Annotated in this window: 15 protein-coding genes, 1 tRNA gene, 1 pseudogene and 1 riboswitch; of the genes and pseudogenes, 16 read left to right on the top strand and 1 reads right to left on the bottom strand. The window is 42.1% G+C overall.

Annotated elements, in window-relative coordinates:
- Positions 1–82 precede the first annotated feature (82 nt).
- The 10 genes and pseudogenes from AB5642_RS13510 (at position 83) to AB5642_RS13465 (ending at position 8,918) form a co-directional block, all read left to right on the top strand.
- Positions 83–223 carry a DUF6783 domain-containing protein gene (locus tag AB5642_RS13510; protein ID WP_368357281.1) on the top strand — a complete coding sequence of 47 codons (141 nt, stop codon included), beginning with the start codon at positions 83–85 and terminating at the stop codon, positions 221–223.
- Positions 204–989 (top strand): GTP-sensing pleiotropic transcriptional regulator CodY, encoded by a 786-nt coding sequence (gene codY / locus AB5642_RS13505; protein WP_173716434.1) that lies wholly within the window; start codon positions 204–206, stop codon positions 987–989. Before AB5642_RS13510 ends, codY begins: the two co-directional genes overlap by 20 nt.
- Before the next feature lie 70 nt (positions 990–1,059).
- Positions 1,060–1,137 (top strand): annotated as a pseudogene (locus tag AB5642_RS13500) (DUF6783 domain-containing protein); the annotation flags it as partial.
- 276 nt (positions 1,138–1,413) lie between these two features.
- The gene (gene groES / locus AB5642_RS13495) at positions 1,414–1,698 is read left to right on the top strand and encodes a co-chaperone GroES (RefSeq protein ID WP_118579169.1); all 285 of its coding nucleotides are present in this window, start codon (positions 1,414–1,416) and stop codon (positions 1,696–1,698) included.
- A 44-nt stretch (positions 1,699–1,742) separates the two neighbouring features.
- Entirely contained in the window at positions 1,743–3,365 is a 1,623-nt protein-coding gene (gene groL / locus AB5642_RS13490; protein WP_118579166.1) for a chaperonin GroEL, read from the top strand.
- Positions 3,366–3,609: 244 nt separating this feature from the next.
- Entirely contained in the window at positions 3,610–4,116 is a 507-nt protein-coding gene (locus tag AB5642_RS13485; protein WP_173716435.1) for a DUF6106 family protein, read from the top strand.
- Between the two features lie 81 nt (positions 4,117–4,197).
- On the top strand, positions 4,198–5,655 hold the full coding sequence (guaB, locus tag AB5642_RS13480) for an IMP dehydrogenase (RefSeq protein WP_118579160.1): 1,458 nt from the start codon (positions 4,198–4,200) through the stop codon (positions 5,653–5,655).
- The gene (locus AB5642_RS13475; protein WP_173718260.1) at positions 5,655–6,428 is read left to right on the top strand and encodes an N-acetylmuramoyl-L-alanine amidase family protein; all 774 of its coding nucleotides are present in this window, start codon (positions 5,655–5,657) and stop codon (positions 6,426–6,428) included. The genes guaB and AB5642_RS13475 overlap by 1 nt, the downstream gene beginning before the upstream one ends.
- A 280-nt stretch (positions 6,429–6,708) precedes the next feature.
- A riboswitch (ZMP/ZTP riboswitch) is annotated at positions 6,709–6,791 on the top strand.
- A 122-nt stretch (positions 6,792–6,913) separates the two neighbouring features.
- Positions 6,914–7,627, top strand: a complete 714-nt coding sequence (locus AB5642_RS13470) for an IMP cyclohydrolase (protein ID WP_173718261.1) — start codon at positions 6,914–6,916, stop codon at positions 7,625–7,627.
- A gap of 106 nt (positions 7,628–7,733) precedes the next feature.
- The gene (locus tag AB5642_RS13465) at positions 7,734–8,918 is read left to right on the top strand and encodes a phosphoribosylaminoimidazolecarboxamide formyltransferase (protein WP_173718262.1); all 1,185 of its coding nucleotides are present in this window, start codon (positions 7,734–7,736) and stop codon (positions 8,916–8,918) included.
- A 349-nt stretch (positions 8,919–9,267) separates the two neighbouring features.
- Here the strand turns inward: AB5642_RS13465 and AB5642_RS13460 are convergent.
- Positions 9,268–9,340, bottom strand: a tRNA-Gly gene (locus AB5642_RS13460).
- Between the two features lie 243 nt (positions 9,341–9,583).
- On the opposite strand from AB5642_RS13460, the gene AB5642_RS13455 reads away from it, so the two are divergent.
- From AB5642_RS13455 to AB5642_RS13430, 6 genes are all read left to right on the top strand, one after another.
- Complete coding sequence (locus AB5642_RS13455) at positions 9,584–10,504, top strand: 3D domain-containing protein (protein ID WP_226815272.1); 921 nt, start codon at positions 9,584–9,586, stop codon at positions 10,502–10,504.
- Positions 10,505–10,677: 173 nt separating this feature from the next.
- Positions 10,678–11,376 (top strand): CpsD/CapB family tyrosine-protein kinase, encoded by a 699-nt coding sequence (locus AB5642_RS13450; protein ID WP_118579145.1) that lies wholly within the window; start codon positions 10,678–10,680, stop codon positions 11,374–11,376.
- 52 nt (positions 11,377–11,428) lie between these two features.
- A complete protein-coding gene (locus tag AB5642_RS13445) occupies positions 11,429–12,160 on the top strand; it encodes a CpsB/CapC family capsule biosynthesis tyrosine phosphatase (protein WP_173716439.1) in 732 nt (243 codons plus the stop codon).
- An 81-nt stretch (positions 12,161–12,241) separates the two neighbouring features.
- The gene (locus AB5642_RS13440; RefSeq protein WP_118579139.1) at positions 12,242–12,976 is read left to right on the top strand and encodes a YveK family protein; all 735 of its coding nucleotides are present in this window, start codon (positions 12,242–12,244) and stop codon (positions 12,974–12,976) included.
- 27 nt (positions 12,977–13,003) lie between these two features.
- Positions 13,004–13,759 carry an immunoglobulin-like domain-containing protein gene (locus AB5642_RS13435; protein ID WP_173718263.1) on the top strand — a complete coding sequence of 252 codons (756 nt, stop codon included), beginning with the start codon at positions 13,004–13,006 and terminating at the stop codon, positions 13,757–13,759.
- 107 nt (positions 13,760–13,866) lie between these two features.
- Positions 13,867–14,784: an LCP family protein gene (locus AB5642_RS13430; protein WP_173718264.1), complete on the top strand. Its 918-nt coding sequence runs from the start codon at positions 13,867–13,869 to the stop codon at positions 14,782–14,784.
- The last annotated feature ends 211 nt before the right edge of the window (positions 14,785–14,995 follow it).

Genomic DNA, 14,995 nt, shown 5'->3' with positions numbered 1-14,995 from the left:
AAAACGTGATATTTTCAGAAAAGCTAAACAAAATTGAAAAATAGTAAAAAATAGCTTGTAAATAGTTTGAAAAACGTGTAGTATTAGAATAACAGTTAAAGCCAGAGCATGTCTGAAAAGGCTTTCTGCAAAGTGGAGCGTACAGATTGCGGGAATGATTTTTTTAACAGGCTCTCATGTAACAAAAGCGAAGGGAGGACAAAATGAGCGTTCAGTTACTTGATAAAACAAGAAAAATCAATAAACTTCTCCATAACAGCAGTTCCAGCAAGGTGGTTTTTAATGATATCTGCCAGGTTCTGATGGATACTTTAAGTTCTAATATCCTGGTTCTCAGCAAGAAAGGCAAGGTGCTTGGTGTAAGTTTTTGCCCGGGAGTTGAGGAAATCCGGGAACTGATAGCTGATGAGGTGGGCGGTCATGTTGACCCTCTGCTGAATGAGCGCTTTTTAGGAGTATTATCCACCAAAGAGAACGTGAATCTCCAGACACTTGGCTTTGAGCATGTTTCCAGCAGCTATCAGGGAATCATCAATCCTATTGATATTGCAGGAGAACGTCTTGGAACGGTGTTTATGTACCGCAAGGATCGTCCATACGATATTGAGGATATTATTGTCAGTGAATACGGCACCACAGTTGTAGGTCTTGAGATGATGCGAGCTGTACATGAAGAGAATGCTGAGGAAGACCGAAAGAAACAGGTTGTGAAATCTGCTTTTAACACACTTTCTTTCTCTGAACTGGAAGCTATCATCCATATTTTTGATGAGCTTGACGGAGATGAGGGAATTCTTGTTGCCAGCAAGATTGCAGACAGAGTAGGTATTACCAGATCAGTAATCGTAAATGCACTCCGCAAGTTCGAGAGCGCGGGCGTTATTGAGTCCCGGTCATCCGGTATGAAGGGAACCTATATCAAGGTTCTCAATGAAGTGATCTTTGATGAATTAGAAGAGATTAAGGCCCAGAGAAATAAAAAGGCCTGAGTGAATTCAATAAATAATAAACAAGTGTACAGAAGAACTGTTTTCTTTCGAACGTGTTTGAAAAAGGCTTTCTGCAAATTGTGAAATGCAGATTGCGGGAATGATTTTTCAAACACGCTCTGGAGGGCAGTTCTTTTTTTGTGTGTAACAGGAAAATTCATTGGAATTCACTATTACACCAAAAAGTTTTAACGGTCAGGCTTCAAAAGCGGCGAAACAAAAAAATCAGAAAATTTTTAAAGTGAGAAAACAAGAGAAAAAAAGAGCATAAAAGAGAATAAAACAGAATATACTTGAAAATGTAACTATGAAAAGAGTTGCACAAATAACGATAATTCAATAATATAATGAACAGTGATTAGCACTCAGCAATAATGAGTGCTAGTAAGAAAAAGGAAAACAATTCTAAAGGAGGACATAGATCATGAAATTAGTTCCATTAGGCGACAGAGTTGTATTAAAACAGTTAGAAGCAGAAGAGACAACAAAATCCGGTATCGTTCTTCCGGGACAGGCACAGGAGAAACCACAGCAGGCAGAGGTAATCGCTGTAGGACCTGGCGGAGTCGTTGACGGGAAAGAAGTGAAAATGGAAGTTACTGTAGGCGACAAGGTTATCTATTCCAAATATTCAGGAACAGAGGTTAAGCTTGACGGTGAAGAGTATATCATCGTAAAACAGAGCGATATTCTTGCAATTGTGAAATAAGACATAACCTTATAAATAACTTGAAATCAGGAGGATGATTCATTATGGCAAAAGAGATTAAATATGGCGCAGAAGCCAGAACAGCATTAGAGGCTGGTGTAAATAAACTTGCTGATACCGTAAGAGTAACACTTGGTCCGAAAGGAAGAAACGTAGTACTTGATAAACAGTTCGGTGCTCCGCTTATCACAAACGATGGTGTTACAATCGCAAAAGAGATCGAGCTTGAGGATGCTTTCGAGAACATGGGAGCTCAGCTGATCAAGGAAGTTGCATCCAAGACAAACGATGTAGCTGGTGATGGTACTACAACTGCTACTGTACTTGCCCAGGCAATGGTTCATGAAGGAATGAAGAATCTGGCAGCAGGTGCTAACCCGATCGTTATGAGACGCGGTATGAAGAAAGCTACAGATGCTGCTGTAGAAGCAATTAAGAACATGAGCCAGAAAGTAAGCGGAAAGAAACAGATCGCAAACGTTGCATCTATTTCCGCCGGAGATAAAGAAGTCGGAGAGCTTGTTGCAAATGCAATGGAAAAAGTTTCCAACGACGGTGTTATTACTGTAGAAGAGTCCAAGACCATGCACACAGAGCTTGACCTTGTAGAAGGTATGCAGTTTGACCGTGGATATATTTCCGCATACATGTCCACTGATATGGAGAAGATGGAAGCAAACCTTGAGGATCCATATATTCTGATCACAGACAAGAAAATCTCCAACATTCAGGAAGTTCTTCCGCTGCTGGAGCAGATCGTACAGGCTGGAGCAAAACTTCTTATCATCGCTGAAGATGTTGAGGGTGAGGCTCTTACCACTCTGATCGTAAACAAATTAAGAGGAACCTTCCAGGTAGTAGCTGTAAAAGCTCCTGGCTATGGTGACAGAAGAAAAGAAATGCTTCAGGATATCGCAATTCTGACAGGTGGTACTGTAATTTCTGACGAGGTAGGTCTTGAACTGAAAGATGCTACAATGGCTCAGTTAGGACGTGCAAAATCTGTTAAAGTTGCAAAAGAGAATACTGTTATTGTCGATGGTATGGGAGATAAAGAAGCAATTGCCAATCGTGTTGCCCAGATCCGTGCTCAGATTGAGGAGACAAAATCTGATTTCGACAGAGAGAAGCTTCAGGAAAGACTTGCAAAACTTGCAGGCGGTGTAGCAGTGGTTCGTGTTGGTGCAGCTACTGAGACTGAGATGAAAGAAGCAAAACTTCGTATGGAAGATGCTCTTGCAGCTACCAGAGCAGCTGTTGAAGAAGGAATCATTGCAGGAGGCGGTTCTGCATATATCCACGCTTCCAAAGAGGTTGCAAAACTTGCGGCAGATCTTGAGGGAGATGAGAAGACTGGTGCAAACATCATCCTGAAAGCACTGGAAGCTCCGCTGTTCCGTATTGCTGCTAATGCAGGTCTTGAAGGTGCAGTTATCATCAACAAAGTAAGAGAGTCTGAGCCAGGTGTTGGTTTTGATGCTCTGAACGAGAAATATGTAAACATGGTAGACGAGGGAATCCTTGATCCTGCAAAGGTTACAAGAAGTGCTCTTCAGAACGCAACAAGTGTTGCTTCTACTCTGCTTACAACTGAGTCTGTTGTTGCAAATATCAAAGAAGATACTCCGGCAATGCCAGCTGGCGGTCAGGGTATGGGAATGATGTAATTTCCGGCAGCGGAAAACAGAACGGAAAATCCATGAAAGGATTTTTGAAGGTATAATTCAGAACTCATAAGGGTCGGTGTCAAAGACGCTGGCCCTTTTGCATTCAATAAAAGTCATTTTTTACTGTTACTGTGTATTGGCAATATTCCGTGTTTTATCAGGAACAATGTTCACAGGAAAACTTTTGTGTGTTATACTTAGAACAACATGCCGGCTGGCAAAAAAAACAAAGGAGAATTGTAATATGAGCGATTTGTATTCCGAGCTGCTTGTAAAAAAAGAGCGGACCGCAAAGGACAGGCTGGTAAAAGGCAGTATCATTGCACTGATCGTGCTTCTGGTACTCGCAGGACTGTTTATTATGCCCCCGCTTCTGATCGCGGCAATTGTACTGGGAGTCTGTGCCTATCTTTTTATTTTTCCAGGAACTGATCTGGAATTTGAGTACTTGTTTGTAAACGGAGAACTTGACATTGACAAGATCATGGCAAAGTCCAAGCGAAAAAGAGTAAAAAGCCTGAATATTACAGAATGTGATATTATGGCACCCCTTAATTCACACAGAATGGACTATTACAACAGCAACCAGAAGCTGAAGGTACAGGATTTTTCCTCCGGAAATCCGGAACATAAGCGTTTTGCAATTGTCTGCCGCGATGGCGCAGAAACCTGCAAAGTAATTATCGAGCCAGATGAAATATTGGCAAAAACCATGAGAAACACTGCTCCGAGCAAAGTATTTTTAGATTAATTTACTAGATTGACACACTTTTAGTTTTTTGCTACACTAATCTACAAACCAAAGACACAATAAGACAAGGGAGGAAAAGCAATGGGTACTATCATTGGTGAAGGCATTACTTTCGACGACGTCCTTTTAGTTCCGGCGTACTCCAAAGTAATCCCGAATCAAGTTGACGTTTCAACTTACCTTACAAAGAAGATTAAACTGAACATTCCCATGATGAGTGCAGGAATGGACACCGTTACTGAGTACAATATGGCGATTGCCATGGCACGTCAGGGAGGTATCGGTATCATTCACAAGAACATGTCTATCGAGGCGCAGGCAGAAGAGGTGGACAAGGTTAAGCGTTCTGAGAATGGTGTTATCACAGATCCGTTTTTCTTATCTCCGGAACATACATTGAAGGATGCCAATGACTTAATGGCGAAATTCCGTATTTCCGGTGTCCCGATCACAGAAGGCAAGAAGCTGGTAGGTATTATTACCAACCGTGATCTGAAGTTTGAGACAGATTTCAGCAAGAAGATCAAAGAGTCCATGACATCTGAGGGACTGATCACAGCCAAAGAAGGTATTACACTGGAAGAGGCGAAAGAGATCCTTGCGAAATCCCGTAAAGAGAAATTACCCATTGTAGATGATGATTTTAACTTAAAAGGACTTATCACCATCAAGGATATTGAGAAACAGATTAAATATCCTTTGGCTGCCAAAGATGAACAGGGACGTCTTCTCTGTGGAGCTGCTGTTGGTATTACCGCCAACGTGCTTGCCCGTGTAGATGCACTTGTGAAGGCAAATGTTGATGTCATCGTTGTTGATTCTGCTCATGGTCATTCTGAGAATATCCTCCGTGCTGTACGAGAAATCAAGGCTGCATATCCGGAGCTTCAGGTTATCGCAGGAAACGTTGCCACAGGAGCCGCTACCAAGGCTCTGATTGATGCTGGTGTAGATGCAGTTAAGGTCGGAATCGGACCTGGCTCTATCTGTACCACCCGTGTAGTTGCAGGTATTGGTGTACCGCAGATCACAGCAGTCATGGATTGCTATGAGGTTGCCAAGAGATATGGTATTCCGATTATTGCAGACGGTGGTATCAAGTATTCAGGCGATGTTACCAAGGCAATCGCAGCTGGTGCAAACGTTTGTATGATGGGAAGCATGTTCGCCGGATGCGATGAGAGCCCGGGAACTTTCGAGTTATATCAGGGAAGAAAATATAAAGTATACCGTGGAATGGGATCCATTGCAGCTATGGAGAATGGCAGCAAGGACCGTTACTTCCAGGAGAATGCCAAGAAGCTTGTTCCGGAAGGTGTGGAAGGACGTGTTGCATACAAGGGACACCTTGAGGACACTGTATTCCAGCTGATCGGAGGACTTCGCTCCGGTATGGGATACTGTGGAGCTGAGAATATTGAAGCACTGAAACAGAATGGTAAATTCGTGAAGATTTCTGCTGCTTCCCTGAAAGAGTCTCACCCACATGACATTCACATTACAAAAGAAGCACCGAACTACAGTGTGGATGACAAATAATGAAAAGAAAATCTGCAAGGCCGTCTTTTTCAAGGCGGCCTTCTTTTAACAAAAGAGAAAAAAAAGATAAGGGCGGCAGGATCCGTCAGAGAAATCAGCGTCTGGCATTTCTGGTGCTTTTTTTGCTTCTGGTTGTGACAGGAGTGGTTATTCTGATGGTAAGGAATGGACAGAAGCAGGAGAAAAGTGCAGAGACATCCCAGGAAATGAATGATCATACGAATTATGGACCGGAAGAATGGATGTCCCAGGGTGCTCCCTACATAGATGTACAATTATTGACACCAAATGAGTATTCCAGGCCTCAGCTGCCCCTGAATGGAGCTGATTACATAGCAATCCATTATACAGCCAATCCTGGTGCTACAGCGCAGAATAACAGGGATTATTTTGAGAATCTTTCCATTTCTCATGAGGCGAAAGTAAGCAGCCATTTTGTAGTAGGACTGGAGGGTGAAGTGATCCAGTGTATTCCTACCTCAGAGATGTCTTACGCGACTAACTCAAGGAATGTGGACAGTATTTCTATTGAGTGCTGTCATAAAGATGATACAGGCGTTTTTGAACAGGAAACTTATGATTCTGTGGTAAAGCTGGCTGCATGGCTGTGCGCCCGATTTGGGCTGACCTCAGAGCAGGTGATCCGGCATTATGATGTGACAGGAAAGGAATGTCCCAAGTATTATGTGGATCATCCGGATGCCTGGGAGCAGATGAAGGCGGATATCAGTGCACAGATCACAATAGATCAGGGCTTGATGGGGATTTCCTGAGAAGAAAGTACGGACTATATCCATAAATTTGCTTATGCAGGCATTGCGACCAGTAACTACAAAAAGTTACTGTTCACTTGTAACGTTCCGCGAGGTGTTTTTTGTGAACAAAGTTCACAGAAAACCCGAGAATCTCAGCGCGAAATCATGCGAATGCATGATTTCTGTGCATCGCGAAGCGTGTTACTGGTCACGGAGTGATTAGTAACCACAAAAAAATTGTACATAAAAGAAAAAGATTTCCCATCTTGAAATAACGAAAAAAATATTGTAGTATAAAAAAGAACTGCATGACTGGCGGATCGTGGGAATACCCACAGGGAGTGCGGTGATATCATTGTGTCGACCGCCTGGGCAGCCTGGAAGAGGGGCTTCCCAGGCGTTTTTTTATACACGCAGCCAGTATAAGCTTATGCCAGAGCGTGTTTGAAAATCTGGCGGCTGCGGTAATATACTCATGTAAATTTCGAAAGGAGAACATCTGCATGGAAATGATAGCATTGGACAAAGAACTGAAGGAAAATTCTTACCCGGGACGAGGAATCATCATTGGCCGCAGCGCTGATGGAACGAAGGCAGTTACCGCTTACTTTATTATGGGAAGAAGTGAGAACAGCCGCAATCGTGTATTTGTGGAGGATGGAGAGGGAATCCGCACACAGGCATTTGACCCTTCCAAACTGGTAGATCCAAGCCTGATCATTTATGCACCTGTCCGCGTACTTGGAAATAAAACAATTGTGACAAACGGTGACCAGACAGACACTATTTACGAAGGAATGGATCATCAGCTCACTTTTGAGCAGTCTTTACGTTCCAGAGAGTTTGAGCCAGATGCACCAAACTATACACCACGTATTTCCGGAATTATGCATGTAGAGAACGGCACTTACAGTTATGCAATGTCCATTTTGAAAAGCAATAATGGAGATCCTTCTTCCTGCAACCGTTACACTTTTGCATATCAGAATGCAAAGGCCGGTGAGGGACATTTTATCCATACTTATAAATGTGATGGAAACCCGCTGCCAAGCTTTGAGGGCGAGCCGAAGCTTGTTCAGATTCCGGATAACATGGATGCGTTTGCAGATATGTTGTGGGAGAGCCTGAATGAAGACAATAAGGTTTCACTTTTTGTGAGATACATTGATATCGAGACTGGTAAATATGAATCAAAAATTATCAACAAGAATCACTGAAAATAAAGCATTCCGTTTTTGGTAAATTATATTCGCAAAACGGAATGCCTTACGGAATAGTACCTACTGAATCGTTACCTTAAAAGATAAAATGGAGGAGATAACCATGAAAGAGTTAGAATTAAAATACGGCTGTAACCCAAATCAGAAACCATCTAAAATATACATGGAAGATGGAAGTGAACTGCCAATTAAAGTACTTTCCGGAAAACCTGGATATATTAACTTTCTGGATGCCTTTAACGGCTGGCAGCTGGTGCGTGATCTGAAAAAGGCAACCGGACTTCCTGCAGCTACTTCTTTTAAACATGTTTCCCCGGCAGGTGCTTCCATTGGTCTTCCGCTTACAGAGACGCTTGCAAAAATCTACTGGGTAGAGGATATGGACTGGCAGAATTTTTCACCGCTTGCATGTGCATATGCCCGTGCAAGAGGCGCAGACAGAATGTCTTCCTTCGGTGATTTTATTTCCCTTTCTGATGTATGTGACAAAGATACAGCACTTCTGATCAAGAGAGAAGTTTCCGACGGTGTAATCGCTCCTGGTTATACAGAGGAGGCACTTGAGGTTCTGAAACAGAAGAAAAAAGGCAACTACAATGTAATTCAGATCGATTCGGAATATGTACCGGCTCCATTAGAGCATAAGCAGGTGTTCGGCGTTACTTTTGAGCAGGGAAGACAGGAGCTTGCAATTGATGATGAGCTGATTTCCAACATCGTAACTGAGAATAAAGAATTATCTGAGGAAGCAAAGCGTGATATGAAAGTTTCCCTGATTATTCTGAAATATACCCAGTCCAATTCCGTATGCTATGTAAAAGACGGACAGGCAATCGGCGTTGGTGCAGGACAGCAGTCAAGAGTTCACTGTACACGTCTTGCAGGACAGAAAGCAGACAACTGGTTCCTTCGTCAAAGCCCGAAAGTATTGAATCTTCCATTTAAGGAAAGCATTTCAAGAGCTGAGCGCGACAATGCTATCGACGTTTACATTGGTGATGAGTATATGGATGTTCTGGCGGATGGAAACTGGGAAAAGACATTCACAGAGAAACCTGCAGTTTTCACAAAGGAAGAGAAGAGAGCATGGCTGGATCAGATGACAGATGTAACATTAGGATCTGATGCGTTCTTTCCATTCAGCGACAATATTGAGCGAGCTTACAAAAGTGGCGTGAAATATATTGCACAGCCAGGCGGTTCTGTGAGAGATGCAGACGTAATCGATACCTGCAATAAATATAATATAGCAATGGCATTTACCGGAATTAGATTATTCCATCACTAAATCGTAGTTGAAAAATCATTCCTGCAATTGAGACGCACATCTTGCGGAAAGTTTTTTTTACATGTTTTAAGAAAAAATATTGGATTCTGGACAGAATAATAAAATGAAGTAATAAAAGGTCTTGTACAAAGTGCAAAGAACTGAAAATTCTTATTGAAAGATGAGTCAATAGAGAATCTTCAGATAGAAAAGCAAATTGTACAAGGCTTTTTTGTTTAAAATAAGATGTCCGTTATAAATTATTTCCGAAAGAATAAGCGGGATTTTCTTATGAAGTATACAAAAGACAGTGACCGCTTTGTAAGGCGGATTCAGACACAAAAAAGCTCCGACTAAATCGGAGCTTCAGAGCGATAGACGGGGCTCGAACCCGCGGTCTCGACCTTGGCAAGGTCGCGCGTTACCAACTACGCCACTATCGCATTTATTGCTGTCAACTGTTTTCCTCAGCGACAAAACATATAATACAGTATAAAATCTATTTTGTCAAATGTTTTTTTGAAAAAAATGAAATAATGTTTTTTTTAATGAAAAAATAAAAAAGCTACAATAATAAATGTGAAAAATTTCTAAAAAGCCTGATGGGATTTGAAATAAGAAAATAGCTGTGCTATGATAAACAAAGAGTAGAGGGGAAAATTGAACAGATCAGGAGATATAAATTTATGAAAAAAAGATTTCTGGTTATGGCAGTATGTGTTTCCGCATGTATGCCTGTTTCTGCGCTTGGAGCGGAAATAGCCGGTCCGGCCATTTCAGGTACAGCACAGGAAAATACTGATAATAAAGAAGAAACAGTTTCAGAAGAAGCTATCGAAAAAAAGGATTCCGGGAAAATCGAGGACGAGATTACGGAAGTCCAGGATACTGTCACAGTAGCGGCAGATACAGATGTATTAGATTATCCTGGCAGAAAAGAGGGTTCTGTGATCGGTGAAGTGCTGGAAGAAGATGAAATCAGCCGTACAGGTACTATTGATGATATCTGGAGCAGGATTCTATTTGAGGATGATAATGGAGAAGAACAGGTGGGATATATCCCAACCTCTGTTTTGGAGGGGTATGAAGATAAGAATCAGGTAGCTTCAGATGCAACCTCAGATGGAACTGTAGAAGCAGGAATTATACATAAAAGTACAGGAGAGGGCGTATTTGCAGAAGCAGTAGAAGGTGTTACCCAGACAGGGGGAAATGCAGGTGTTCTTGAAGGACAGCCGATTATGGTTTCCGCAGACAGCAGCCTTCGTCCACTTGGTGTTTTCCATATTACCCATTACTGCCAGTGCAGCATTTGCTGCGGTCCGTGGGCAAACGGAATCACATCCACAGGTGTGACAGCTACCACGAACCGCACTATTGCAGTAGATCCAACTGTAATTCCTTATGGCTCTAAAGTAGTCATCAATGGACAGGTCTATGTGGCCGAAGATTGCGGCGGCGCCATTAAGAACAACCGCATTGATATTTATATGGGAAGCCATGCGGAAGCATTGAACAGCGGTGTATTTGATGTAGAAGTTTATCTTTTGGAAGAGGGATCATCCGTTCAGGGTATAGAAGGGATTCAGGAAGGGAATCAAGAATAATATGAAAATTTTGTGAAAAATTGTGCATATTTAGTTCGAAAATGTACTAGCCAATGCGGTACTTCTAGTGTATAATGTTTAGGCAGATACTGCCATGACGTGAATTATGGGAAATCAGAAGGAAAATATGGCAGATTTACAGGATAACAAATAGATAAGGTGAAAACAAAATTATGGTAAAAGTAAAAATTAGCGACTGGAAAGCTGATTCATCCATGGATGAGGCTTATAAGGCACTTCGTACAAACATTCAATTTTGCGGTGCCGACAAAAAGGTGATTGCATTTACAAGCTGTACCCCGAATGAAGGAAAGAGTAATGTAACTTTCCATCTTGCAGCTTCCCTTGCAGAGAGTGGTAAATCTGTACTTTTGATTGATGCAGACCTTCGTAAATCCGTACTTATGGGACGTGTACAGGTTGAGGAAGAAGTGAAGGGACTGACCCACTACCTGTCCAAGCAGGCGAAACTGCAGGACGTTATCTGCGCAACCAATCTTCCCAAGTTTCACATTATTTTTTCCGGTGTTGTACCGCCGAACCCGGCAGAGCTTTTAGGAAGCAGACAGTTTAAAGACATGATCCGTGTTGTAAGAGATGTATATGATTACATTATCATAGATACACCGCCTCTTGGACGAGTAATCGACTGTGCAGTTGTGGCGGATTCCTGCGATGGAACTGTCATTGTAATCGAATCCGGCAGTATCAGCTACCATTTTGTACAGGAGATCAAGGGGCAGCTGGAGAAGACCAACTGTCCGATCATCGGTGCGATTTTGAACAAGGTAGATACTAAGGAATATGGTAAATACGGTAAGTATGGTAAATATGGCAAATATGGCAAGTACGGAGAATACGGAAAATATTGATCCGTCATTATTCGAGATTGTTATATGAAAAGATTGGAAATGGGCGAAGCGAATGAAAGGTATTTATGATATTCACTGTCATATTGTTCCGGGAGTTGATGATGGAGCGAAGGATCTCAAGACATCTGTACGCATGCTCCAGAAGGAATATGATGATGGTGTCCGCAACATTATTGCCACTCCGCATTTTCGATATGATATGTTTGAGCCGTCTCTGGAACAGGTTAAGAAGCAGTTCCTTCGTGTGAGGAAGGCTGCCGCTGAGATTGGAGAAGACGGTATTCAGATGTATCTGGGCTGCGAGCTTCATTCCAGTATGGATATGACAGACTGTCTGAAAAAAGGGGAAAGACTTACCATGTCAGGTTCCCGTTATGTGTTAACGGAGTTTCGGACTTCAGACGAAAAGTCCTATATCAGGGAACGGGTGCAGGCATTGATCCGGAAAGGGTATTATCCTATTATCGCACATGTAGAACGCTATCATTCGGTAGTAAAAAACGGTCTGGATTTTATTGATGAACTCAGGGATATGGGTGCCTATATTCAGATGAATGCGGACAGTATTATTGGTGAGGATGGCTTTATGATCAAGCGTTTCTGCAAGAAAGTAATTAAAGAAGAAATGTTGGATTTTGTGGGGTCTGACGGTCATGATCTGGCCAGACGAACGCCTCACATTGGCAAATGTTACGACAAAATTGAAAAAATGATGGGTACGGATTACGCGGATATGATTTTTATCAGCAATCCGGAGTGCATTATAAATAACGAGAGATTTTGACTTTTATATATGGGATATCGTTGGAAACGATGTATCTGTTTAGAAAAAGTAAAGAAAATTACAGGGTAACGGAGAAGAAGAATGGAAAATCAGGTTACAAATAATAACGATGAAATTGAAATCGATTTAGGTGAGATTTTTCACCTGATTCTTAGCAGGCTGGGAGTGATTATTCTTTCCGGTATCATTCTGGGTGTGATTTCCATTATCGGAACAATGCTTTTTATCACTCCACAGTATGAATCTACCACGAAGATCATGGTGCTGAATAAACAGGACAGCAATACACTGACCAGTGCTGATATGCAGACCAGTACACAGCTGACTAAGGACTATGCGGAACTTATTAAGAGCCGTACAGTTCTTGAAGGTGTAATTGCACAGCTGAATCTTAATATTACCTATCAGCAGCTGCTTGGCAAACTGACCGTAGATACTTCTACAGACAGCCGTATTGTAACGATCATAGTATCTGATGAAGATCCATATACAGCAAGCGAGATGGCCAATGCTATCCGTGATATGGCAGCAGAGCACATTCAGTCAGTTATGGATATTGAGGCGGTTAACGTAGTTGACAGCGCAAACATCCCAAGTGAAAAAGCCAGCCCAAGCCTTGCGAAGAATGGTGTGATCGGTGGACTTTTAGGTGTTATCATTGCAATGGCGATTGTGATCATCATTTATCTTACAAATGATACGATCAAGGTTGAGGAAGATGTAGAGCGTTATCTTGGACTTTCTGTTCTGGGAAGCATTCCATATTCAGAGAAAGAAAGCAGATCCAAGAAACAGAAATCAAGAAAACGTCGCTGATGAAATTGAGTATAAGGAGCTGCAGATATGCGTAAATGGTTGATTGTTTTAATGGCGGCAGTGGCAATAGGAGCGACCGGAATCCTGGGATGGCTGTATATGAGGCAGGATCGCAAGGGACCGGAAATTACCATTGCAGAGAGCAAGAAAAACAGCTACACTTCGGATATGACAACGGAAGATCTTCTGGAAGGAGTAAAAGCTGTTGACAAGAGAGATGGAGATGTTTCAGCCAGCCTGACAGTTGAGAATGTTTATCCAAATGAAAAAGGGGATGAAGTCACAGTTGTTTATGTTGCAAAGGATAACAGTAACAATGTAACAAAGGTAACTTATCATATGACTTCCGAGGGAAATCTTATGGGATTTACTTCAGAAACCAAAACTTCTTCTGACAATACAGATACAGATGCAGAAACGGATGAAGCCCTGCAGGATGAAAATGAGACTGATTCAGAAGATGAAGAAGAACCAGAAATGACAGAAGAAGAAAAAGCGCAGGAAAGGGAAGAAGAAAAGATTGACCAGCTGAACCCTCAGGATCCGCGTTTTTATCTGAATACTTACTACGTTGAAATTGCCAAGGGAACACAGATTGACAGACTGAGTTATGTAAAAGACATTCAAGACGATAAAGATTCAACAAGTGATCTTTATCGTAAGATTCAGATCACTGGAACCGTTGATGTGAATACTCCGGGTACTTATGAACTGACTTATTATGTTGTTGACTCCAATGGCAATGCTTCAAACGGAGCTGTTCTGACAATTGTAGTAAAATAATGATTACTGTGAACGGAGTGAACAGTAATCAATAGCGACTGCTGGTTATGAAAGAACCGGCAGAAAGATTCCTTTTTGACCATGCACATGTACATAGGAGCAAATATATGAGATCTACCATATGGAAGAAGACCCTTATCTGCCTTGGCGCGGTGCTGTTTCTGGAAAGCCCGGCTGTGAGTACGGCGTTTGCATATACAGTAAAGGCAGAGAATACGGATGCTGAAGCGGCCACCAGCAATATCAAGAGTATTTTGCTGATCGGACAGGACAAAAGAGAGGGAGAGTCCCGTCAGCGTTCCGATTCCATGATTCTTGCTACATTGGACAAGGATCAGGGTACTGTAAGCCTGACCTCTTTTATGAGAGATCTTTATGTTGCCATTCCTGGATATTCGACTACTCGTATTAATGCGGCTTACGCATATGGAGGAATGGATCTTTTGGACCAGACTCTGGAAGAAAATTTCGGAGTAAAGATAGATGGAAATGTGGAAGTGGATTTTGAAGTTTTCCAGGTTCTGGTTGACAAGGTTGGAGGAATAGATCTGGAGTTGACTCAGGCGGAAGCAGATTATATCTGCGGACGAGATCAGAATGTTCTTTACCCTCAGCCTCTTCGAAGCGACTGGAATCTTCAGGAAGGAATGAACCATCTGGATGGAGAACAGGCACTTATCCATGCACGCAACCGTTCTATTGGAAATTCCGATTATCGGAGAACAGAGCGGCAGCAGGAAGTACTTATGGCTGCTTTTGCCAAGATAAAAGATCTGGGAGTTTTTGATATTGCAGGTCTGGTTAAGGATGTTCTTCCAATGGTTACTACGGATCTTTCTTTGTGGGATATAACCGGATATGCCATGGATGTGATGAACATCGGTACAGATGAAATTGCATCATACCGGATTCCGGAGGATGGAGCCTACACACCTCAGACGATTGACGGCATGCAGGTTCTGGTTCCTGATCTTGAGCAGAATCGGCAATATCTTCAGCAGATCCTGTATCACGCAGGTGAATAAGAATTAAAAAGAATTAAGACGGTTCGCACCACACGAACCGTCTTTTACGCTATAATAACGAAATAAAAGCAGCTGTTGAGTTCCTTTGCAGTTACACACTGTCTGCTGAACCATTATAAAAATAAATTATAGAAATATATAGACAGCAATCAGAATTGAAAGCGGGTGGAGGATAAGTGGAATTGCTTGAATGGATACATAATATTGATGC

This window comes from Ruminococcus sp. 1001136sp1_2201st1_G3_2201SCRN_220225 (assembly GCF_040924365.1).
GTDB lineage: Bacteria > Bacillota > Clostridia > Lachnospirales > Lachnospiraceae > Blautia_A > Blautia_A faecis.
The sequence above is the reverse complement of the archived record's forward strand: the minus strand, read 5'-3'. Positions and strand labels throughout refer to the sequence as shown.